Genomic DNA, 21,125 nt, shown 5'->3' with positions numbered 1-21,125 from the left:
CAGAAGCCTATGAAGAGAATAATGAAATGGAGTCTTTTGTCATTGATGCTATCCATGTTTCTGTGTGTGTCAGTTAGGGCCGCATCCAAAGGGATCGTAGACATTGAGGTGCCGGAAATAGAGACAGAGGATAAAGAGATAACAGCAGAATGTAAAATAAGCGGTGCAGGTGAAGTGACCAACGGAAAAATCCGTATTACTTATGACCGGGAAAAACTGAAATTAAAGGAATCCGGCCAGGGGGACAGTCTGGCAGATACCATGGTGGAGATCAATGACCCGATTACGGGAAATAAAAATGAGGGTGAGATCGTATTTGTCTTCGCTTCTGCCCGCCCGGTGTCTATAGACGGGACTCTTCTGCAGATGAAATTCGACAATGCGGGACTGAAGTCAGGAGAAAAAACAGAGATCAAAGTTGCAGTTGAGGAACTTGCCGCAGAATCAGAGGAGCTGACAGAGACGGCAGAGTGTAAAAACGGCACGGTCTTTATAGGTAAAGCGGCTGATAACACTGACGATACACCAAAAAAGACCGGCAAAACCACAGCCGGGAAGAATTCCGCGGCCGGCAGCACGTCAAAATCGGGAAAAGTCAAGACAGGTGACACACTGAAGATGGAAGAAGCACTGGCAGCAGCAGGGATTTCTCTGGCGGTTGTCATATCAGGAGCCGTGTCATTGAGGAAAAAGAAAAGGAAACAGTGATGAGACATGACAACAATTCGTGAGATCGCAGCAGCCTGTAATGTATCCATAGCCACAGTCTCCAATATTTTAAATGGAAACGGAAAGCGGAAAGCCAGTGAGAGGACACAGAAGCTGGTTCTGGAAAAGGCCAGGGAATTAAACTACACTCCCAATCTGGTTGCCAAGAATTTAAGACTCCAACGGACCAAAACATTGGGGATCCTGATAGAGGATATGACTGTTTTTCATGTGCCGTATGTGGTCGACGGAATAACAGAATACTGTGAAAATACAGGATACGGCCAGACGCATGTGGATTTGAGGCTGTGCAGTAAACTGGGAAACGATTATTTCCGCAAGAAGGAGTTTGCACAGTCCGTACAGAATGCGATTTCAGAACTTGCCGCTAAACAGGTGGACGGCCTGCTCTATATCACTTCCCATGAGCGGGTTCTGAAATGCATTCCGGAGGATTTGGGGATTCCGGCGGTGATGGTTTACGGCTACACGCATTCCAGCAGATATCCCTCCTTTGTGATCAATGACAGAAAAGGGGCCTGTGATGCAGTGACGGCTGCCATCAAAAAAGGGCACAGGAAGATTGGTGTTATCACAGGAGAGAAGGACAGCATCCACACCAGGCTCCGCCTGGAAGGATACCGTGAAGCGCTGGAGGATGCGGCAATTTCTGTCCGTGAGGAATATATTGTTTACGGCAGCTGGTCCAGAGAGGCAGGGTGCCGTTGTGCGGAAATCCTTTGCGGACAGGGCGTGACAGCGATCTTCTGCATGAGTGATGTCATTGCAGGGGGTGTCTATGATTATTTCCACAGCCATGATATCTGTCCGGGAAAAGATATTTCCATAGTGGGATACGATGACAGAGAATTTGCCTCTTATCTTTATCCTGCTCTGACAAGCATCAGAATGCCTCTGCGGGAGCTGGGAATGAAAGCCTGTCAGATTCTCATAAATGAAATCCGGGAGCGAAAGGAAGAAAAAATGGTCAGGGTTTATGAAGCAAACCCTCTTTTGATTGAGAGAGATTCCGTGGAAACTGTGTCGGAATAAGTGAATAAAGCTGCATGGAACGTTGGATACTATACCTTAAAGTAAAAATGAGGTGCAGTATGAAAAACAACGGGAAAAATCCACGCAGGCCAACCAAAACAGAAGCCCTTTCCTGTCTTGCCGTGATGATTGCAGTGATGCTCACCGGCACAGTGAAGGGCTTTGATATATCTATCTCTCTTTTTATCACAGCTGCGTATGTGGGAGTGATCGGGCTTCGCTGCGGGTTTACGCTCCATGAGCTTCTGGAGGCAATGTATCAGAAGGCGGGAGAGCTTACAGATTTGTTTTTCCTGCTGTGCGGGATCGGTTTTTTGACCGCCTCATTCATATTTGCAGGCACTATACCTGCGCTGATCACGTATCTGCTTGCATTTGTGACGCCGGGTCTGTGTATATTGTTTGGATTTCTGTTTACGGCGGTGACTGCCTTTTTCATCGGAACCAGCTTCGGTACCTGCGGTACCATTGGGGTTGCCATGATGGGCCTTGCCATTGTCATGGATGTGAATCTTGCGGCAATGGCCGGTGCTGTGGTGTCCGGGTCCCATGTGGGTCTGTTTTTTTCTCCCATGGCAGATAATTTTAATCTGGTGGTATCAGTTACAAAAACAGATTCTTTAACTGTAATGAAACGGGCGGCTTATATTGGCATTCCCACTTTTGCTGCCTGTATTATTTTTTATAGTGTTCTGGGGGTTCTCTCCGGGTCAGCTAATTCTGCCTTTGATCACAGTATGCTTTCAGAGGGGCTGGCTTCCGTTTTTCATATCAGTCCTATTGCCCTGATCCCCATAATCGTGGTGGTTGCAGGCAGTTTCTTACACCTGCCCTCTGTGGTCTCTTTATTCGGAGGAGGTTTGATCGGAATCCTGATCGGCACACTGCTGAATGGATTTTCCATCTGGAAAGGGCTGGCTGCCGGGTATCATGGGTTTGACCTTACTGCAGTGACAGGAATCTCTGCAGATGCAGTTCTGCCGGAGATTGTCACTCTGTGCAACCGGGGCGGAATGCTCTCCATGTCTTCTCTTTTTGTGATCCTTTTTGCAGCGGTGGGGGCTGCCGGTATTATGATCAGGATAAAAGCTGTTGAAGTCATTGTGGAGACACTGTTTGGGAGAATACGCTCTGTCTTCGGCCTGGCTGTCAGCAGTTGGTGTATCGGCACCATAACAGGGGGAATCACCAACAGCTCCGCGCTTTCCATTCTTATGCCTGTGGAAATGCTGGAAGAGAAATACAGGGAATTCGGATACTCCTCCCTGGACTGCGCAGTGGTAGCGAACACTGCGGCAAGTCCCATGCTCAGTATCATCCCCTGGACAGATGTGGCTCTTTACATGTCCGGTGTGGTGGGCGTCCAGGCCGCGGTCTATGCGCCTTACAGTATGTGGAGCTGGGGGCTGGGGGTGATGAGTATCATCTGCAGTATTTTGAAAGCCGGTTATCACAAGGACAGGGCGCATGAGGTTTGACATTTCTGCAGGCAGACCTTAGAATAAAAGAAAAACCATTTGCACACCCTGCAAACGGGACGGCGGAGGCTGTGCGAAAAAGAAAGTGGAAAACAGACTATGATAACGAAAGATGAGATACTGTTATACCACGGGTCAGGCCGCATTCTGCTTTCCGGTGAGGATTTTATTTATCTTCTGCCTCATCCGGCGCTGCGTGCGTGGATCTCCAATTATACGATCACGTTTCCGTGTGAGAATGCAATGCCGGATCATTATACTGTGATACCTCACGGGAGTGCCACCCTTACCTTTTGTGCGGATGAAAAGGGCATCTGCAGTAATCTGTTCGGCCCGGCATCCCTGTCCTGTAGGGTGGGAGAGCAGGCAAACCGGTTTGGTATGCTGTTCATTATTGAATTTCAGCCGGCCGGTTTGTCTGCGCTTACAGGGGGAGGACAGAAGGAGCTTTTGGATAAGACCTTTTCCTTTGCACTGATGGATCAGGGGTTAAACAAATCCATGACGGAAATATTGGAAAGTTCTGTCAGCATACAGGAATTGGCTGACCGCGCTGACAGACTGTTTTTGTCAAAGCTGATTCATGTGTGTCCGCCCCAGATCCACGCGGCTGTGCGGTCCATTATTGAAAATGCGGGGAATATTACTTTAAAGGAACTGTCTGCTTCTGTATTTTACAGTGAACGGCATTTGAACCGGGTGTTTGACCGGTATCTGGGCATGGGCGTTAAAACATTTTCCCGCCTGGTCCGTATCAACAGAGCGGTTCGGCTGCTGCAGAACCCCGGAAATCATGTGATTGATGTCTGTACTTTATCGGGCTTTTACGATCTTCCCCATTTCATACATGATTTCAAATCCGTGTGCGGACTTACGCCCGGGGAGTACCGGATGAGGATGTCCGATTTTTACAATGAAATTGCGAAATTTTAAGATACAATAGAGAAAATCATACCAATAAGGAGACTGTAAATATGAAATATGGCGGTACTTTGATTTCTGTATCTGATATGGAACGGGCGAAGGATTTTTATGAAAGGGTAATGGAGCAGAAGGTGGAAATGGACCTGGGCACGCATGTGTCTTTTGAAGGCGGCATTTCCCTGCAGTCCGATTATGAGGCGCTTGTGGGCGTAAAACTGGAGGCACGGGAGAGGCCGAATAATTTCCAGCTTTATTTTGAGGTGGAGGATTTGGAACACTGGGAGAAGAAGCTGAAATCCACGGAGGGGATAGAATTTATCCATGGAAGCAAGGAATATCCCTGGGGACAGCGTGTCATGCGTTTTTATGATCCCGATAAGTATATTGTAGAAGTTTCGGAGAGTATGGAGAGTGTGGCAAAACGTTTTCTGGCACAGGGACTTTCCGTGGAGGAGACCGCGGAACGGATCATGTATCCCGTAGAATTTGTAAAACAGCTATAAGAATCAATCCTGTCATTGCAGGCCGCTCATGTGTTGGGCGGCCTGTAGTCGTATAATGGCTGTGAAGCGGCAGGCCCGATTCATTTCCTGCCGGTATTGCGGTTGAAATCTGTAAAATCTTTCAGTTTCCATATCTTTATTACCGGTTTTATGCTATAATTTCCAATAAGTCAACACTGCTCATGTATATTTTAGGGCAAAAGGAAAAGAATGTAGCGGAGGCAGCAGAAAATGAAAAATTTAAAGTTATCACGAAAACTATTTATCTCCTACGCTTTGATACTCACAATGCTCATTTTGGGATGCGCCGTGAGTGTGGTGGATTTACTAAATATGGGAGAACAGACAGAGACTTTCTATGAAGGTCCGTTTATGGTCAATGGAAGTGCCAATATTATCAATTCCAATTTTGAGAGGATGCAGAAGGCTGTTTACAGGTCCATATCCAATTCTGATCCGGTGATCATAAAGGATGCTATTGCCGATGCGGGGGAATCCGCCGCGATTATCCAGGAACAGCTTCCTGTGATTCGGGAACATTTTCTGGGAGACCCGCAGATCATTGAACGATTGGAGGATGCACTTACCAGGCTGGCACCCATGAGAGAAAAGGTCCTCCAGCTTGCCGGAGAAAATAAGAATGCCGAAGCTGCTGCGTATATGGAGAACAACAATATATTTGTGATTCAGGAAGCACAGGAAGAACTGGAGAGTCTTGTGGAGAACGGAAACAGGAAAGGCGAAGAACTGGTTGCGGGGCTGAAAGAGAAACAGGAGAAGGCAATCGTGACTCTGCTGATGCTGGGCAGTATCAGTGTGGTCATCAGCATTGTTTTTGGGGTCTATATCACCCGCGGGATCACCAGGCCGGTAGACGAGCTGGAGAAGGCAGCCCGCAGCATGGCAAAAGGAGAACTCTCGGATGTGAAGATCCGCTATAAGTCCAGGGATGAGATGGGGAATCTTGCAGAAAATATACGCACAATGACTGCAAATTTAGTCTGTGTCATTCAGGATGAAACAAAGCTTTTAAACCAGATGGCAGAGGGTAACTTTAATGTGCAGTGTGAGAATGAGGAGTGCTATGTAGGGGAATTTCGGCAGCTTCTGGAGTCCATGAAGGATATCAATACCAGTCTGAGTGATACCCTGCTTCAGATCAGTCAGTCGGCAGACGAAGTTGCCTCCGGTTCGGAACAGGTATCCTCCGGTGCACAGGTTCTGGCACGGGGAGCCACAGAGCAGGCATCCTCCATAGAGGAACTGACAGGCACGATCGGTGAGATATCTGATCAGGTCAGCCAAAATGCGGAAAGTGCACAGGAGGCCAGTGCCAGAGCTGAAAAAGTCATGGGCCAGGCAAAGAAAAGCAGCCGTTGTATGCAGGAGATGCTGGGGGCAATGTCAGAGATCAGCAAGGGTTCCCATGAGATCAGCACGATCATGAAAACCATTGAGGATATTGCCTTTCAGACCAATATTCTTGCTCTGAATGCGGCCGTGGAAGCAGCGCGCGCAGGGGAACATGGAAAAGGCTTTTCCGTGGTGGCCAAAGAGGTGCGCAACCTGGCAAATAAATCGGCATCCGCGTCCAAAAGTACAGCCGCATTGATAGAAAAGTCCCTCCGCACCGTTGAACATGGAAAAAGGACAGCCAATGAGACTGACCAGGTGCTCAGGGAAGTGGTAGAGGGGGTTGACAGTGTGGCGGAGGCTCTGAACTATATTACGGAAGCATCCGTAAAACAGTCCGATGCGATCCGCCATATCACAGACAGCCTTACCATGATATCCAGCGTAGTGCAGACAAATTCAGCCACAGCGGAAGAAAGCGCTGCGGCCAGTGAAGAACTGTCTTCCCAGGCCCAGCTATTAAGCCGTTTGGTAGAGAATTTTATATTGAAAGATTTTGGTGAAAGTTATACGAAATGCTGAATGTGCATTGATGCAGGAGAGGGGGCCGAAGGGATTTCGGAAGGATGGCCGCAGGTTATGTGCCTGCGGCCATTATTTTGTCGGATTAAGTGGGCATATATTTCCTCAAGTCCCAGATTGGCCAGCCCTATATATTGATAGCCGCATTTTTATTTCCTCATATGTCGGTTTTTCATAGCACTACTTTTCAACAGATGGTTTTGTACTGTCGGTCACCATTTGGGCACCACAAGCCTTTCTTTCCAGCTGGTAAAAGGACACATATGCGGAATGTTAGAAACCTGTTTTTTGAGGGTACAGGTACGTTACTTGCACATCTTATATCAAGAAGGCGCATTTAATCAGCCCGACAAACCGGAAGTTGTCAAATTGCTTTGATTAAAAACATCTCCATTGGCTGCTCATATTTTGGAATATCTACAACAAAGCCACCACAATCTTTATAGCCCAATTTTCTATAAAAATGTTGTGCTTCTTCATCAACCTGTGTAGAAGTCAATAGCATACCATATCCTTGAGATTTCATATCAGACTCCCAATATTCCATAAGTTTTTTTCCATAACCTTTTCCTTGATAATTCCAATCAACGAATAACATTGTGCAAAATGGTGTGTTATCCCAAAAAAGATTAAATCTTAATAGTCCTATTGGCTTGTTATCTTCCAATAAAATATATCCTTGCTTGTCACGCACTTTTTTTTCAAATTCTTTATTTGATAAATGCTTATCAAGTCCATACCAAAATTCTTTGTCCTCTAATTGTACATATCTAATTTCAGTCATTTTATCTCATCACCTAATTATTATTTGTTAAGTACGCCTTATCCGCCTAATGCTTACAAACCCATAACAACCTTTTTTTAATATGACCGCATGGAAATGTCAAACAGCTCATATTTACTATTTTTTATATAACCGGGCAGCCGGAAGATTTTCCTCATAGGTGTCCAGACGGATCGCCTGAATGCTCTGTTTTTTTATCAGTCACTTTTTCTTCTTAAGAACTCAACAAACGCGAAAATGATAGAAATAACAGTAAGAACAGATACGATCAATTCTGCCATATTGTTGGCGTAATCGGTCTGCTCCGGGATCATTGCGCCCAGAACCAGGAAATACACACACCAGACAAGTCCAATGATAAGAAGCAAAAATGTAAAATATTTTAATACGGCGGAAAACCTGTTGATCATCCTCCGGGCATGAGCTTTTTCTTCTTCTGTATAATTTTTTCTGAATATCTGTTTCAATCCGGCACATACAAAGCCTGCGATAAGGCCGGTTGTCAATCCGATACAAATTTCAAAGAACAGTTTCATAATGATTCATCTTTCACAAAAATCAGGTCCATTTTTCTAATGCAGCCGTTTGCACTGATTTCTGTTGGTATCATGCCGACATAGGTATATCCCTGATTGGCGTAGCGGTCAATGATTTCCCGGTGTTCGGAAACAGATGCCATTACCATATCTTTCATTTTGTATTCTACATTTACATATTCGTATTTTTTCATTTGCCTGCTCCTTTTTCAATTGATGATGATATTATACCGTTATTTTCGGGCATTAGCAATGAAATAACGGTAATTCTTCTGCGGCGGTTCGGCGGAGTATTACGGTGCAAATATCATCTGAAGTGTTTGTTTCATCGACAGTGAAACGTTATGGGGAAGTGCCGGGGATGAGCAGAAACGAAGGACGGATGATGGACATTGAGGTGCAGATTGCGGACATTTTGTGTACTATGCATATTTCTGCGGTAAACTTCTGTTATCAGAAAGAAACGGAGGAATGGATTATGACAGACGCTTTGCATGTGGAAGGGCTGACCAAAAGATTTCCGGATTTTACTTTAGAGAATATCAGCTTTTCCGTTCCGACAGGTTCCATAATGGGGCTGATCGGGCCGAATGGTTCCGGAAAAACAACTACGATCAAGCTGATACTGAATCTGCTGAAGAAGCAGTCCGGTTCGATCACGGTATTGGGATTTGACCATATAAAGGAAGAGCAGATATTTAAAGAAAGAATCGGGGTAGTGTTTGACTCACATTTTTTTGTGGATGAATGGAAAATGCCGGACGTGGAGAAGGCTATGGGCATGTTTTATGAAAATTGGGACACAGAAGTTTATTACAGATATCTGGAGAAGTTTCGGATAAACAGAGAGAAACGTGTCAAGGAGCTTTCAAAGGGCATGCAGATGAAGCTGATGCTGGCCTGTTCTTTTTCACACAGAGCAGAACTGTTGATTCTTGATGAGCCTACCAGCGGATTGGACCCTGTATCCAGGGATGAGCTGCTGGATATTCTTTTAGAATATACGAAGGACAAGAGGCATAGTGTCCTTTTTTCTACACATATTACACCGGATCTGAATAAAATTGCCGACAGCATCACCTTTATCAATCGCGGAAAGCTGCTTTATTCCGGGGAAAAGGAGAAGCTTACAGAGAGTTATTGTATCGTTTCCGGAAGCAGCAGACAATTGACACCGGAACGTAAGGCGGCAATGCCTAATATTAAGATATATCCGGATTCTTTTGAGGCGCTGGTCAGCAGGGAAGAGCTGTCTGGTCTTGCCGGTCTGCAGACCAGGCCGGCGGTTATGGATGATATTATTGTATTTGTCAGTAAAGGAGATGTTTTGTTATGAAAATATGGAAGGCTGCCAAGCTGGATTTTAATCTTTTGAAGTATTATTATAAGTCCATTTGTTTTACGCTTCTTATTCCCCTGGCTTTTATTCTGCTTTACCGTACGCTTGCAGTGGGAATTTCCTTTGCAATGTTTATGATGGCAATGTCGTCTATCTATACATTTTCAGTGGCAGATAAAAATGATATGCAGAGGCTTTACCGCATTCTGCCTGTTTCAGTGAAGGCACTGGTCTGCGGGAAATATCTGCATGCGTTTTTGATGGGAATTTTGGCTGTGTCAGTGTCTGGTATTTTGCAGCCCATGATTCTGGGGATGCTTGGGGTCAATGTTTCAGGTAAGGAAGTTATGACGGCAGTATTGGCTGGTATGGTACTTTATATTACATATGTCTGCTTTCAGATTCCGGCGTATTATAAATTTGGGCCGATCAAAGGGAGAGTTTTTATGTATGTGCCGGTGGTGGGGATCTTGCTGACCATGTTTGTGGTGGAAAAAGCGGATATCCGTACCGGTGTTCTGTTCCGGATGCTCAGTGAAAACAGATATCTGGGGCCGTGTCTGCTTGTGCTTTATCTTACGGCTGTTGTATGTATTTCGATTGGTATATCTGTACGGATTTCAAAGAATAAAGAATGGTAGGCTGATAGGATAGGAACCTTCATTTTGATTGGGGCATTTATCCTATTTGCGGCAATTTCCAGTCGGAGGAGGTACAGGAAAAGAAGAGAGGACAGAGATAAATATATAGATAAACAGAATATATAGCTGCAGGGGCTGACATGTTGTTTTGCATGTGTCAGCCCCGTCTTTTTATAGGTACAGTGAAATGGTTGGATCGTTTCGAGGAAAGAGGCTGTTGTTAGTCGTACAGATCCAGTGAGTTGATGGTGATATGGGCATTTACCGCACTTTCGGTCGTATTGGTAAACAATGTGACCGGATTGGAGCTGCTGATTCCCAGAAAAATGGTATCTCCGGCTGAATAAGTGCTCATGAACGTGCCGTTTACTTCCCGGTTGCCGGTCAGCAGAGGGCGTATGGAGGCAGCGGCAGCAGGAGCCGGTGTACCGTGTTTGGATTCATATATGCCTATTGAGGCATCAGGTCCTGCAGCGGATGTGGCGATAATACCGTAGCTGATGTGGTATAAACCGGTGCGCAGAAATGTGATGGTGATTCCGTCTTCCTCGAGGCGTATATCGTTTAAAATGTCGGAGGTTATGGAAACGGGGGCGGCGTTAGGCGCGGCCGCAGGAATCGTTTGGGACTGGGTGCTGTGAAAGGCAGCATAAGCCGGTCTGGGGGCAGGTTTTCCGGCAGGACCAGCGGGACCGGCAGGGCCGTTTAAACCGGTTGGTCCGGTAGGGCCGGTTAAGCCGGTTGGTCCAGTGGGTCCGGCAGGGCCGATTAAGCCAGTTGGTCCAGTGGGTCCGGCAGGGCCAGTTAAGCCGGTTGGTCCAGTGGGTCCGGCAGGACCGGTTAAGCCGGTTGGTCCAGTGGGGCCGATAGGACCGATTAAGCCGGTTGGTCCAGTGGGTCCGGTAGGACCGATTAAGCCGGTTGGTCCAGTGGGTCCGGCAGGGCCGGTTAAGCCGGTTGGTCCAGTGGGTCCGGCAGGACCGGTTAAGCCGGTTGGTCCAGTGGGTCCGGCAGGGCCGGTTAAGCCGGCCGGTCTGGTTGAGTCGGCTATACTGCAATAATTCTTATTGGCCTTCGTAGACGTTTCCTGTAAATTTTGATCGTATTCCATACAGTCATCGTGACTGCGTTTACTACGAAAATTAGAAAAAATCATAATATCTCCTTTAACTCGTTGAGGGTTTAAAGACCCTGATTTTAAATGAATACAGAAAATGCATGATGAGTGTGAAAATCCGATATAGTGATGCGAAACGGTATTATAAGTGAAATGATATAACGGACAACGGGGATTTGAAGTTGTTTTTTAAATTGAAAAAAAAATGAAAGTATGAATCTGCATTCAGGAATTCCGCCTTAATTTTACAATAGTCAGGGATATTTCTCCTTCAATGACAGATACAGGGCTGTTAAAAGTGAAATTTAATCTTGTCTGCGCAGGGGCGTAAAGAATGAAATAAGTTGAACCTGTAGCGCTTGAAGAGTCAGAACCAGTTTTGAAATAAATTCCTTGATCAAGGTGCGCAGCGCTGTTGTAAAAAGGTGTAATCTGCATATATCCTTCGGTCCGCAGGATTGCTGAAACACCGTAAGATATTAAGTAATAACCTGGTCCTAGGATAACAGTGGCCGGGCTTTCATAGGAAATTTGACCGGTGGAATCGGAAATCTGAGGGAGGAGGGGAATCAGCGTGCTGTCAATAAGCTGCAGTGCATAGTTGGAAAAGGAGGCAAACGTATCATCCGGGATTATACCGGTGGGTCCGGTAGGTCCGGTGGCACCTGTGCTTCCGGTGGGTCCGTCGGGCCCCGTAGGTCCGATGGCACCTGTGTTTCCAATGGGTCCGTCGGGCCCCGTAGGTCCGGTGGCACCTGTACTTCCGGTGGGCCCGGTGGGGCCAATAGATCCAGCTAAACCGGTAGGTCCGATTGGACCAATAGAACCAGTAGGTCCAATGGAACCCGTTGGGCCAGTAGGACCAGTGGAACCGGTTAAGCCCGTAGGCCCGATGGGGCCGATTAAGCCAGTAGGCCCGGCAGGTCCAGTGGAACCGGTTAAGCCAGTTGGCCCGGTAGGACCAGTGGAACCTGTTAAGCCCGTAGGCCCGGTAGGACCAGTGGAACCCGTTAAGCCAGTAGGCCCGATGGGGCCAGATAAACCAGTAGGCCCGGCAGGTCCAGTGGAACCGGTTAAGCCAGTTGGCCCGGTAGGACCAGTGGAACCCGTTAAGCCCGTAGGCCCGATGGGGCCAGATAAACCAGTAGGTCCAGTGGTTCCAGTAGAACCGGTTAAGCCAGTAGGACCGGTAGGTCCAATGGAGCCAGTTATACCAGCAGGTCCGGTGGGGCCCATAGGTCCAGTCATACCGGTGGGGCCGGTAGGCCCGATTGAGCCAGTTATACCGGTGGGGCCCATAGGTCCAGTCATACCGGTGGGACCGGTAGGTCCAATGGAGCCAGCCATGCCAGTAGGCCCGGTAGAGCCAGTTATGCCGGTCATACCAGTGGGACCGGTAGCACCAGTAGAGCCAGTCATACCGGTGGGCCCGGTCGGTCCAGTAGAGCCGGTTATGCCAGTGGGACCGGTCGGTCCAATCGAGCCGGTCATGCCGGCAGGACCATCAGGTCCCATTGGCCCCGTGGGTCCCGGAGGACCGGCAGGCCCGGTAGGACCGCGTTTGCAGCAGCAATTCGGACAGCAGCAGGTGTTTTTTCTGCAGCAGGGAGGTATGTATTCCATGGATTCTTTCTGTATATCATGTTCTGACTCAGATGAATTCCTTTGAACTGAGTCATCATGGCAGTTTGAATGCATACGATTATCGCCTCTTTTCCGGCACAAAAGTCAGTCTTTACTATTATATGTAAGTTATAGTGGGATTGTGAGAAATGAGTTATGAACTATGGATACCAGCGCCAGAAGCCGTACACGGGAAGACGCCTTATAAGTCGGATGGGGAAAGGAGCCCGCAAGGATTCCGTGAGGCTCCGGACAGTACGGGAGGGCATCACAGCCCTCCGGAAATTCAGGATTCGGGAGAGTCCATTTCTATGCCTTCAAAGCACATAGTAATGGTAGTCTGAAAGATATGGTCAGCATAGGCAGTCTGGAGAATACCATCATATTTTTGTACGGCTGCTTCAATATTTTTCATACCCCAGCCGTGCAGCATCGGTTCATTTTCCTTTTTTACGGTGACGAGTTCTCCGTCAGATGTATACTTCGGTTCCGGGCTGCTGTTTTCCAGTTTGATGACAAGAATATTCTGAATGCGCCGAATCGTAAGGTTTATGCTGCATGTGTCAGGGGAGGTTTTCCTGCTTTGTATAGCAGCGGCTTCCAGCGCATTGTCCAGAAGGTTTGAGAGAATCGTACACAGATCATTGGATTTAATATTGGTATTATAAGGATATTCTATGTTCATTTCCATACGGATACCGGCATTTTTTGCTTTTTCGTATCTGCTGTTGATGATATAATCAACTGTCTGGCTGCCGGTCCATACCATGGAAGAAATGTTCTGTACAGGACTTATAATGGAATCAATATATTGAGAGAGCTTCGGAGCATGATATCTGTCTGCCATTTGGTGTATGACCTCTAAATGCCGATGGAAGTCATGAAACAGTTTGGCATTTTGAGAGTAGGCCTTGTTGACTGCAGCGTAATTCTGTTCCAGCAGCTCTTTTTGCATTTCAATCGTGTCCAGCAGTTCTTTCTCACGCTGGTATTTTATGTGGCTGTATGCAAGAACGATTCGGAGAAAAAGAGCAGAGAGCATAACTATAGTGACTATGGTCAATGTGTTTAAAGGCCGTCCGGCAAAAGCCATATGCAGCAAAATGGATATTCCGCAAAATGCCACTGCAGGAGTTCCGTATATGGATGTATAGTAATTACTGAAATTACTGATGCATTCCTGAAAGCGATGTGATGCGAACAGAGCGAAATAAAATGGTACCCGGCAGAGAAGCAAAAATACAAGCCAATAAACCAAAGGTACGGAAAAATATCTGCATAGTATCAGATAAGAAAGAACATCCGTTAACAGGAGTACGCTCAGATAAGAACAGCCACAGCATAAAAGCAGTTTCCAGTCCAAATGATACAGAAACTTAGAAATCACAAGGATCACAGCCAGAAGAGCAGCCGCAGTGACAGCCGCACTTTTGACGCTGTTGTTAAAAAAGCAGAGCAGTCCTGCAAACCCGGCAGCAGCAGCCCAGGCCACACATTTTTCACTGCTTTCATCCTGCAGTCTGCCGATACTGAGAACGCCGCAGCATATCCCGGAAAATAAAAGCAAAAACTCAAGTACATAAATCATCATATATGTTTCCCCCAATAAGTATTGACTGCCATTTTTACACTCTGGAGATGGGAGCGGCTGATTGGCAGGACCGTGCCGTCTTTTAAGCAGACACTGCTGTTTTTTATTTGGGTGATCTGTATCAGGTTGATGATGCATCCCCGTTCAATGAATATAAATTCTTCTGCCCCCAATTCTTCGTAAACCGTCAGCAGGCTTTTCCTGACTTTGATGATCCCGTGACAGGTATGGAGCGCGGCGTTCTTACCGTCGCGAAGAATATAAAGGATATCACGGAAGCGCACCTTTTCCATCCGGTTTGCCGTCAGCACAGTATAATTTTTGTCATCTTCCAGCATGATGAGCTTTAACGCATCTGTAACCGCATAGGTCAGTCTCTTTTCCAGATCATTCTTGGGCACATACCGGAATATGGCTAATTCAAAACTGTCAATAGCATATTTTACATGGGATGTAATGAAAATGACTTTTACGTTGGGCAGCTCCGGTTTTATGGCCTGAACAATTTCCATACCGCTGATACCGGGCATTTCAATATCCAGAAGGAGAAGGTCAAAATAGCTGTGATCTTCCAAAATGTCACTTAACAGCATCCGGCCATTATTATAGGTCTGTATTTCAGCTACCGCTTTTTGCAGGCTGAGGCAGTTTTTTAATATCGTCTGGTTATTGATAATTGAATCTGTGTCATCGTCGCACACAGCAATACGGATCATGATTACCTCCAAATTGAATTATTATCGTAAAAACAGCAGGGTCGTTTCATGGGGCAGCACTATATGGGACAATAGCTGTAAAAGATTATTTAACTATAACATATTGGATATTAAGGATACAACATGAAATAAACGTATTATAGTTTATATTCTATTAACGGAAAATGTATGGATTGGCATACTGGTTTGAAATAGGAGGGGGAGTATTTCAGTACAGCAACATTTTATATTAAAAAAAGACAAAAACACTTGCGTGATTTGAAAATATATGGTAAGATTATTTTCGGTTCGTGAGAACGAGCCGCTGTGGCGGAATTGGCAGACGCACTTGACTCAAAATCAAGCGGGTAACACCGTGCCGGTTCGAGTCCGGCCAGCGGCAGTGGCAGAAAACTCTTTGGCAGAAGCCAGAGAGTTTTTTTAATGGCCGGCATTCCAGAGGAGTTGGAATGCCGGCCATTTTCAAATAACGGAATATTAAAAGACTTCTTTGCTGTAAGCATCAATCTCTTCGCTCAGTGTCTCATACACCCCCGGGAAGGTACTGATATCAAGTCCCTGGGAAGCACACGGAATGAAATAGAGTTTGCCGTTCTCGTCACAGGCGCGGCGCACTTCTTTTTTGATCACATCTCTGGTCCAGCCCGGATAATCCACTTTGGCGCTGTCGATGCCGCCCATGAAGGAAATCTGTCCGCCGTATTTTTTGATCAGTTCCGGTACGTTGTTTGTGGTCATGACACCCTGCCAGATATCCACACCCATCTCTATCATATAGGGCACCAGTGTGGCTGCGTAGGAATCCGAGTGATGCACAATGAGCTCCACGCCGTTGTCACGGTATCTCTTGTAGATCTTCTTGTATGCGGGAAGGAAGAATTCCTCAAACATAGCGGGAGAGATGAAGGTGGAGGTCTGGGTACCCCAGTCGTCGTGATGGAAAAGGGCATCAGGCTTTAAGTATCTGCAGACCTTATCCGCATATTCCAGCTCCCAGTCAGTGAGATAGTCAATCAGCTCATGCATGGCCTCCGGTTCCTCAATAAAGTTCATCATAGTCTCAGGAATATCCATCAGATGATGGCACTGTTCAAAAAGTCCCGGGAACATGACAGAAGTTACGAAATATTCATTTCTGTCCACGGATTCCGCCTCTTTGATGTAAGGTTCCCATTCAGAATCCGGGTAATCCAGACTTGGCGCATGAACGTATTTCCGCCATTCCGTAACATCCTTGAGTACCAGATGCTCCTCATCGTGGACCGGGAAGTCGCCGGGGGTTCCTTTTGGCCATGAGAATGTGATGCCCCAGCCATTGACTGCATTTAAGACACCTTCCTCCAGAATGGGGCCGTTGTGCAGGTCAAAGAACGGGCTGCCGTAAATAATGTGCATAAATTCATATTGGTTTACAAAGCGGTCGGGATGTCCGCCTCTGATGGTTTCCAGTAAATTCTGTCTTTTTGTCAGCATATCAAAAATCTCCTTTCATGAGTTCCGTTTTTACATATTACATATTTTCATTTTCCCGGACTTCCTGCATGGACAGGTCGCTGGGATTTTTCTTATCCATTACAGTGCAGATAATAGACAGTACAGCACCGATTCCGGAAGCGGCAATGGCTACGGGAAGCAGTTTTAAAATGCCTGTGGTGCCCAGAAGCTTCTGCAGCATGGTGCAGGCATAGGTGGAGAGGAACATTCCAAAACCTCCGATGGCTGTTGTCATGGAGATAGAGGAGGATACCCGCTCCTTGGGTACGACGACCGTGCATCTCAGGAAGAAGTAAGAGAAACCGTATCCATAGGAAGCACCGCACAGCGTACATGCAATTCCGGCCATGACCGGTCCGGATGCCAGGTAAAGCAGTAGATAGGAGAGACAGAGTCCCACATATCCGAAAATGATGGTTGCCCTTTTCAGCTTGGAGTACAGGGCTCCGAACAGGATACAGAGGATGCAGCTTCCCACGGTACCCAGTGTGGAGAGCAGTGCGGCAACGCTTTCATTTCCATACCCCTGTTCTGCCACCAGGACAGATACCTGATAATAGATGACCGCGTAGATCAGATTATAGGCAAAGCAGGAGACCATCAGCATAAACTGCCTCGACAGATATGGATTTCTTCCCTGTACTTTCGCCTGGTTTTCCTCTGAGGGACTGCCCTCCGCCGGCGTTGTGGGAAGGAAGAAAATCATCATGACGATCACCGGCACGGCTATCCAGTAGACCTTAAAAACTTCGTTCCAGGAACGTACTGCAAATACACCTGCGATCAGACTGATGACAGCACCGGTACCTGCCATAGTGGCATTGAAGATACCCATGATGGTTCCGCGCTTGTCTTCATCCACATAGACCTCAGCGATCAGAGCCATGGCAGCGGCATTTACAAAGCCCATGGAAATGCCCACCAGTATACGCATAACCAGTACATAATACACATTTGCCACAGCTCCGCCTAAAATGGCAGATACGGCAAACAGGATCATAGCCCCAATTAAAATTTTCTTTTTGCTCAGATACTGCATGAGTTTTCCGCACAGCATGGCTGAGAAAAGCATGATAAAGGATGGTCCCGACAGGATAAAATTCACGGCGGCGTCATTTTGGAAGGTCTCATACAGCCCGTTTCCGGCCGGAATGATAACCATATCTGCCATAACTGCCACGTTTGTCAGAAAAAGAGAGATTAAAAACAGAAGAGCACGCCCTCTGGTCATTTCTTTGTCCATCTTACACCTCCATAAAATATTTGCGATCCGGATCTTATGTACCCATTATATCTTATTTAAATTCTCTTACCATCCTTTGAAATTCCTGTATTTTCGTGACCTTACCGTCTAAAACTTTTGAAAAAACGCAGAGGCATCCTGTTTTTCGTCCGTTTTTGTGAATTTGGAGATGAAAAAACGTCAAAACGGAGGAAAGGATAATCTGGTAAAACAAAGAGAAGGGATTTATAATGGAACTATAGAAGCCGAAACAGGAAACGGAAGGTATAGGGAGGTACAGAATGGAATTAAATATACATATTCTGATGAATGAACTGGAGCATGTGTCCGGGTACCGGGGAGAACAGGATTATCTGGATAGAAAGCTGTCCTTCTACACCTTGTATCAGCCGGGCTGTGTGCTGCGCAGGGACACACTGTATCTGATGGAATCTGCAGACCAGGCACTGGATATTCCGGAGCTGGAATCAGGAACCGCACTGCTGTTTTTAGGGGGGACAGAACCACTGGCGGGAGATTTCCCGTATGGCTGCTCCTGGATCTGTATGGACGGCAGTCTGACAGCGGACGCGCTGCTGTCCCGGCTGGAAGAAATTTTTGAGAAATACAACAGATGGGAGCAGGGGCTTTCCGCTGTCCTCTCCGGGGAGCGGAGCATTGAGGCACTCTGCCGCCTCAGCCTGCCCATTTTCAACAGCCCTGTCATGGTGCACAACAGGGAATATGAGCTTATGGGGTATGCGGAGGCGGGAAATGCCAGTTTTTCCTACAGCCTTTTACAGGAGGGGACCAATTATCTGGACCGGAATATTACGGATGAGCTGTTTTTTCGCTCGGATTACCTGACCACCCTGGAATTTGTAACACCCCAGTATTGGAGCAACGAGGGGGAAAAGTTCATAAGTATATACAGCAACATATTCGACGAGAACGGGGAATACTGGGGAAGGATTGTCATAGACGGGGTGAATATCACTCTGACAGACGGACATCTGGCACTGCTCTCTGTGTTCACCGAGACGGTGCGGGCGCTTGCTGTGCGTCATTCCGGTTCCAGATTCAATGCTCTGGAGGCATTTAAGAATTATGCCCTGGAGTATCTGCGAAGCCCGTCGGAATTTGATGTGGATAAGCTTCTCATGGCAATGCGGCTGGCAGGATGGAAGCGGAGCGGCCCTTTTTTCTGTGTCTGCATGGAACTGACGGAGACCGGGCAGGAGCTGCATTCAGCCGCCTATGAGAGCGTGCTTTTTGACCACCAGCTTCACGGTTACCTCTCCCTGGAATATGAGGACAGGCTGCTGCTTCTGTGCAATCTGGGCCTTGGGCTGGAGGGCAGGGATGAGGAATGCAGGCGCCTGGCCTATATTGTAAGGGATAATCTGTTCAAGTCAGGAATCAGCACAGAGTTCTCTGACTTCTTCCAGTTTCCTGACTACTACCGGCAGGCAGAGGCAGCCCTTTATTCAGGAAAGGAGTGCAGCAGCACCCAGTGGCTGTTCAAATTCGAGGACTATGCCCTGCACTATGTGCTGAACTGCGGTGCCGACACCCTGCCGGTGCGGACGCTGATACCGGCGTCCATCCTGGAACTCATCCGCTATGACAGGACCCACGATACCAGCTATTACAAGACCTTACTGAATTACATAGAATTTGACTCCCACACAGCAAAGGCCATTGATGATCTGTACATACACAGGAATACCTTTAAGTCCCGGATGAAAAAGATCAGGGAGCTTCTGGATATGGATCTGGATTCCCCTCAGGAGAGGCTTTATCTGATGCTCATCTTCCGAATCTTAAAACGGTATCCTGAGCTTGCAGGGGAGCAGGAGGTGGTATTATGAAGCTGAATGGATGGATACTGGCGGAAGACTTAAAGGGGGTGGAGGGAAGTTCCCTGAAATCAGACCCTGCGGAGCTTTGTCTGACCGGCGCCCTGATCTGGCAGGAGGGGATATTGCCGAGAGCCTATCACGTATATGTCATGTACGCCGGGGACCTGGAGCGGATACCGAAAAAACATCCTGCCCTTACTTTAGTGAGCATCGGAAAGCCCTCCAAAGAGTGCCTGGAAAGAGAGGGCATGGATATTCTCTGGGTCAGACCCTATCTGACACCTCAGATGATCTTGTCGCTGCTTATGAAACTGTTTGAAAAATACAGGATGTTTGAGGAAGAGCTGGACCGGCTGTGCAGGGACGGAAAACCGTTCTCTGCCCTTGCCCCTGTGCTTCTGTCTGTGTTCTCCAATCCCATTATCCTGGTGGGAGAACATATGGAGATCCTGGCCCTGTCCCAGAATGAAGATGCCTGCAGGATTCCCTGTGAGTGCAGGGACGGGGATACCGATTTTCTGCGGCCGTCTTTTGCCCGTTCTTTTTGCAGGGCATGTAAGGGGGAGGGCGGGGTTTCCGAAACAGAGGAGGGGATTCCCTTTCTGGCAGTGCCGGTCCGTAAGGAGGATAAGTTTTTGTTCGGGATCTTTCTTCTCTCTGTCACAATGCCGCTGACGGAACGGGACAGGATACTGCTCTGTCATACAGGGCAGTATTTAAGGAGCCTGCTCCGTGTGAATTTTATAAACAGTTATCAGGGTATGGAACGGATGCAGAAAACCCTGGCGATACAGGCGGAAAAGGGCAGCAGCTTTCTGCAGATGCCCAGATGCCTGGAGCTTGCCCTCTCCACCCTCGGCTGGGAAATAAAGGGCAGTTATGTGTGCATTGTGCTGAAATCAGCCTTTTTCAGCAAAGTCAGCCAGAGAGAGATACCCGATGATGAGCTGTTTGAGCGAAGCAGTCTCATGGTAAAGACAGGGACTGAGATTTTCTTCCTCTGCAACCTGCTTCTGATATCCGGCGGTGTGGATGAGATCGCAAAACGGCTGGAAAAGATACTGAAAGATTCCCCGCTGATCGCAGGTGTCAGCACGCCTTTCCGCAGTTTTTTAGATTACCCGGATTACTGTACCCAGGCATTGGCTGCCATACGCATCGGAAACAAACTGGATTACACGAAAAAGGCATGTCTATTCAGGGATTTTGCGCTGGATTACATCATCTATGAGGGGTGGAAATCCCTGCCGGTCAATGTCCTTTTATTCGGAGGGCTGAAGGACCTGCTCCTCCATGACTATATCCACCACACCAGCTATTATCAGACCCTGGAGGCTCTCTTTGACAACTTTATGGTCATGAGCCGCACCGCTTCCCATCTGGGAATCCATATCAGTACGCTGAAATACAGGGTAAGACGTATCCACGAAATGCTGGGTCTTGACTTAAACGACAGCTACAATAAAATGTATCTCCAGAGCATTCTGTTCCTGCTGAAACAGGATACCGCGTCCCTTAAGGCATACCTGGAACAGGAGGCTAAGAAGCCCGCGCGGTCGATTCGGGTTGCCAGTTCAGAAAAAATGAAGTAAAATAATA

General features: G+C 47.3%; 18 protein-coding genes and 1 tRNA gene. 11 read left to right on the top strand and 8 right to left on the bottom strand.

Going from position 1 to position 21,125, the window contains the following annotated elements:
• Positions 1–9: 9 nt before the first annotated feature.
• The 6 genes from LC508_RS09615 to LC508_RS09590 all read left to right on the top strand — a co-directional run bounded on the left by LC508_RS09615 (position 10) and on the right by LC508_RS09590 (position 6,601).
• The gene (locus tag LC508_RS09615) at positions 10–708 is read left to right on the top strand and encodes a hypothetical protein (RefSeq protein WP_146051677.1); all 699 of its coding nucleotides are present in this window, start codon (positions 10–12) and stop codon (positions 706–708) included.
• Positions 709–714: 6 nt separating this feature from the next.
• Complete coding sequence (locus LC508_RS09610; protein ID WP_103731625.1) at positions 715–1,761, top strand: LacI family DNA-binding transcriptional regulator; 1,047 nt, start codon at positions 715–717, stop codon at positions 1,759–1,761.
• A gap of 59 nt (positions 1,762–1,820) precedes the next feature.
• Positions 1,821–3,239, top strand: coding sequence for a Na+/H+ antiporter NhaC family protein (locus LC508_RS09605; protein ID WP_158587263.1), 1,419 nt, complete (start codon positions 1,821–1,823; stop codon positions 3,237–3,239).
• A 99-nt stretch (positions 3,240–3,338) separates the two neighbouring features.
• On the top strand, positions 3,339–4,172 hold the full coding sequence (locus LC508_RS09600; protein WP_054352765.1) for a helix-turn-helix transcriptional regulator: 834 nt from the start codon (positions 3,339–3,341) through the stop codon (positions 4,170–4,172).
• A gap of 41 nt (positions 4,173–4,213) precedes the next feature.
• Positions 4,214–4,666: a VOC family protein gene (locus tag LC508_RS09595; RefSeq protein ID WP_033141918.1), complete on the top strand. Its 453-nt coding sequence runs from the start codon at positions 4,214–4,216 to the stop codon at positions 4,664–4,666.
• 231 nt (positions 4,667–4,897) lie between these two features.
• On the top strand, positions 4,898–6,601 hold the full coding sequence (locus LC508_RS09590) for a methyl-accepting chemotaxis protein (protein ID WP_118593889.1): 1,704 nt from the start codon (positions 4,898–4,900) through the stop codon (positions 6,599–6,601).
• Between the two features lie 364 nt (positions 6,602–6,965).
• Here LC508_RS09590 and LC508_RS09585 read toward each other — a convergent pair whose 3' ends face one another.
• The 3 genes from LC508_RS09585 to LC508_RS09575 all read right to left on the bottom strand — a co-directional run bounded on the left by LC508_RS09585 (position 6,966) and on the right by LC508_RS09575 (position 8,115).
• A complete protein-coding gene (locus LC508_RS09585; protein ID WP_103731627.1) occupies positions 6,966–7,385 on the bottom strand; it encodes a GNAT family N-acetyltransferase in 420 nt (139 codons plus the stop codon).
• 197 nt (positions 7,386–7,582) lie between these two features.
• The gene (locus LC508_RS09580; RefSeq protein ID WP_054352766.1) at positions 7,583–7,921 is read right to left on the bottom strand and encodes a hypothetical protein; all 339 of its coding nucleotides are present in this window, start codon (positions 7,919–7,921) and stop codon (positions 7,583–7,585) included.
• On the bottom strand, positions 7,918–8,115 hold the full coding sequence (locus tag LC508_RS09575; protein WP_033141922.1) for a DUF4177 domain-containing protein: 198 nt from the start codon (positions 8,113–8,115) through the stop codon (positions 7,918–7,920). Before LC508_RS09575 ends, LC508_RS09580 begins: the two co-directional genes overlap by 4 nt.
• 167 nt (positions 8,116–8,282) lie before the next feature.
• Here LC508_RS09575 and LC508_RS09570 point away from each other — a divergent pair, with 167 nt between their 5' ends.
• Together LC508_RS09570 and LC508_RS09565 are read left to right on the top strand one after the other, a co-directional pair.
• Entirely contained in the window at positions 8,283–9,257 is a 975-nt protein-coding gene (locus LC508_RS09570) for an ABC transporter ATP-binding protein (protein WP_330425192.1), read from the top strand.
• Positions 9,254–9,901 (top strand): ABC-2 transporter permease, encoded by a 648-nt coding sequence (locus LC508_RS09565; protein ID WP_054352767.1) that lies wholly within the window; start codon positions 9,254–9,256, stop codon positions 9,899–9,901. The genes LC508_RS09570 and LC508_RS09565 overlap by 4 nt, the downstream gene beginning before the upstream one ends.
• A gap of 220 nt (positions 9,902–10,121) precedes the next feature.
• Here the strand turns inward: LC508_RS09565 and LC508_RS28235 are convergent, their stop codons facing one another.
• From LC508_RS28235 to LC508_RS09545, 3 genes are all read right to left on the bottom strand, one after another.
• On the bottom strand, positions 10,122–10,256 hold the full coding sequence (locus tag LC508_RS28235; RefSeq protein WP_255611272.1) for a hypothetical protein: 135 nt from the start codon (positions 10,254–10,256) through the stop codon (positions 10,122–10,124).
• 2,671 nt (positions 10,257–12,927) lie between these two features.
• Positions 12,928–14,232 (bottom strand): ATP-binding protein, encoded by a 1,305-nt coding sequence (locus LC508_RS09550; protein WP_103733030.1) that lies wholly within the window; start codon positions 14,230–14,232, stop codon positions 12,928–12,930.
• Positions 14,229–14,948 (bottom strand): LytR/AlgR family response regulator transcription factor, encoded by a 720-nt coding sequence (locus tag LC508_RS09545; RefSeq protein WP_054352771.1) that lies wholly within the window; start codon positions 14,946–14,948, stop codon positions 14,229–14,231. Before LC508_RS09545 ends, LC508_RS09550 begins: the two co-directional genes overlap by 4 nt.
• Before the next feature lie 300 nt (positions 14,949–15,248).
• On the opposite strand from LC508_RS09545, the gene LC508_RS09540 reads away from it, so the two are divergent.
• A tRNA-Leu gene (locus tag LC508_RS09540) sits at positions 15,249–15,330 on the top strand.
• Between the two features lie 95 nt (positions 15,331–15,425).
• Here the strand turns inward: LC508_RS09540 and LC508_RS09535 are convergent.
• Both LC508_RS09535 and LC508_RS09530 read right to left on the bottom strand, forming a co-directional pair.
• A complete protein-coding gene (locus LC508_RS09535) occupies positions 15,426–16,421 on the bottom strand; it encodes a uroporphyrinogen decarboxylase family protein (protein WP_033141933.1) in 996 nt (331 codons plus the stop codon).
• 37 nt (positions 16,422–16,458) lie between these two features.
• A complete protein-coding gene (locus LC508_RS09530) occupies positions 16,459–17,685 on the bottom strand; it encodes an MFS transporter (protein WP_033141934.1) in 1,227 nt (408 codons plus the stop codon).
• A gap of 281 nt (positions 17,686–17,966) precedes the next feature.
• Here LC508_RS09530 and LC508_RS09525 point away from each other — a divergent pair, with 281 nt between their 5' ends.
• Complete coding sequence (locus LC508_RS09525; RefSeq protein WP_054352772.1) at positions 17,967–19,535, top strand: helix-turn-helix domain-containing protein; 1,569 nt, start codon at positions 17,967–17,969, stop codon at positions 19,533–19,535.
• Entirely contained in the window at positions 19,532–21,118 is a 1,587-nt protein-coding gene (locus LC508_RS09520) for a PucR family transcriptional regulator (RefSeq protein WP_103731302.1), read from the top strand. The genes LC508_RS09525 and LC508_RS09520 overlap by 4 nt, the downstream gene beginning before the upstream one ends.
• The last annotated feature ends 7 nt before the right edge of the window (positions 21,119–21,125 follow it).

The organism is Blautia parvula, assembly GCF_020215665.1.
Lineage (GTDB): Bacteria > Bacillota > Clostridia > Lachnospirales > Lachnospiraceae > Blautia > Blautia celeris.
The sequence above is the reverse complement of the archived record's forward strand: the minus strand, read 5'-3'. Positions and strand labels throughout refer to the sequence as shown.

What these genes read in the sequence shown, in the direction of transcription:
- LC508_RS09590 (WP_118593889.1), top strand. Translation starts at nt 4,898, where the DNA reads ATGAAAAATTTAAAGTTATCACGAAAACTATTTATCTCCTACGCTTTG.
- LC508_RS28235 (WP_255611272.1), bottom strand. Translation starts at nt 10,256, where the DNA reads ATGAGCACTTATTCAGCCGGAGATACCATTTTTCTGGGAATCAGCAGC.
- LC508_RS09580 (WP_054352766.1), bottom strand. Translation starts at nt 7,921, where the DNA reads ATGAAACTGTTCTTTGAAATTTGTATCGGATTGACAACCGGCCTTATC.
- LC508_RS09575 (WP_033141922.1), bottom strand. Translation starts at nt 8,115, where the DNA reads ATGAAAAAATACGAATATGTAAATGTAGAATACAAAATGAAAGATATG.
- LC508_RS09605 (WP_158587263.1), top strand. Translation starts at nt 1,821, where the DNA reads ATGAAAAACAACGGGAAAAATCCACGCAGGCCAACCAAAACAGAAGCC.
- LC508_RS09565 (WP_054352767.1), top strand. Translation starts at nt 9,254, where the DNA reads ATGAAAATATGGAAGGCTGCCAAGCTGGATTTTAATCTTTTGAAGTAT.
- LC508_RS09600 (WP_054352765.1), top strand. Translation starts at nt 3,339, where the DNA reads ATGATAACGAAAGATGAGATACTGTTATACCACGGGTCAGGCCGCATT.
- LC508_RS09535 (WP_033141933.1), bottom strand. Translation starts at nt 16,421, where the DNA reads ATGCTGACAAAAAGACAGAATTTACTGGAAACCATCAGAGGCGGACAT.
- LC508_RS09570 (WP_330425192.1), top strand. Translation starts at nt 8,283, where the DNA reads ATGAGCAGAAACGAAGGACGGATGATGGACATTGAGGTGCAGATTGCG.
- LC508_RS09595 (WP_033141918.1), top strand. Translation starts at nt 4,214, where the DNA reads ATGAAATATGGCGGTACTTTGATTTCTGTATCTGATATGGAACGGGCG.
- LC508_RS09520 (WP_103731302.1), top strand. Translation starts at nt 19,532, where the DNA reads ATGAAGCTGAATGGATGGATACTGGCGGAAGACTTAAAGGGGGTGGAG.
- LC508_RS09545 (WP_054352771.1), bottom strand. Translation starts at nt 14,948, where the DNA reads ATGATCCGTATTGCTGTGTGCGACGATGACACAGATTCAATTATCAAT.
- LC508_RS09610 (WP_103731625.1), top strand. Translation starts at nt 715, where the DNA reads ATGACAACAATTCGTGAGATCGCAGCAGCCTGTAATGTATCCATAGCC.
- LC508_RS09530 (WP_033141934.1), bottom strand. Translation starts at nt 17,685, where the DNA reads ATGGACAAAGAAATGACCAGAGGGCGTGCTCTTCTGTTTTTAATCTCT.
- LC508_RS09550 (WP_103733030.1), bottom strand. Translation starts at nt 14,232, where the DNA reads ATGATGATTTATGTACTTGAGTTTTTGCTTTTATTTTCCGGGATATGC.
- LC508_RS09615 (WP_146051677.1), top strand. Translation starts at nt 10, where the DNA reads ATGAAGAGAATAATGAAATGGAGTCTTTTGTCATTGATGCTATCCATG.
- LC508_RS09585 (WP_103731627.1), bottom strand. Translation starts at nt 7,385, where the DNA reads ATGACTGAAATTAGATATGTACAATTAGAGGACAAAGAATTTTGGTAT.
- LC508_RS09525 (WP_054352772.1), top strand. Translation starts at nt 17,967, where the DNA reads ATGGAATTAAATATACATATTCTGATGAATGAACTGGAGCATGTGTCC.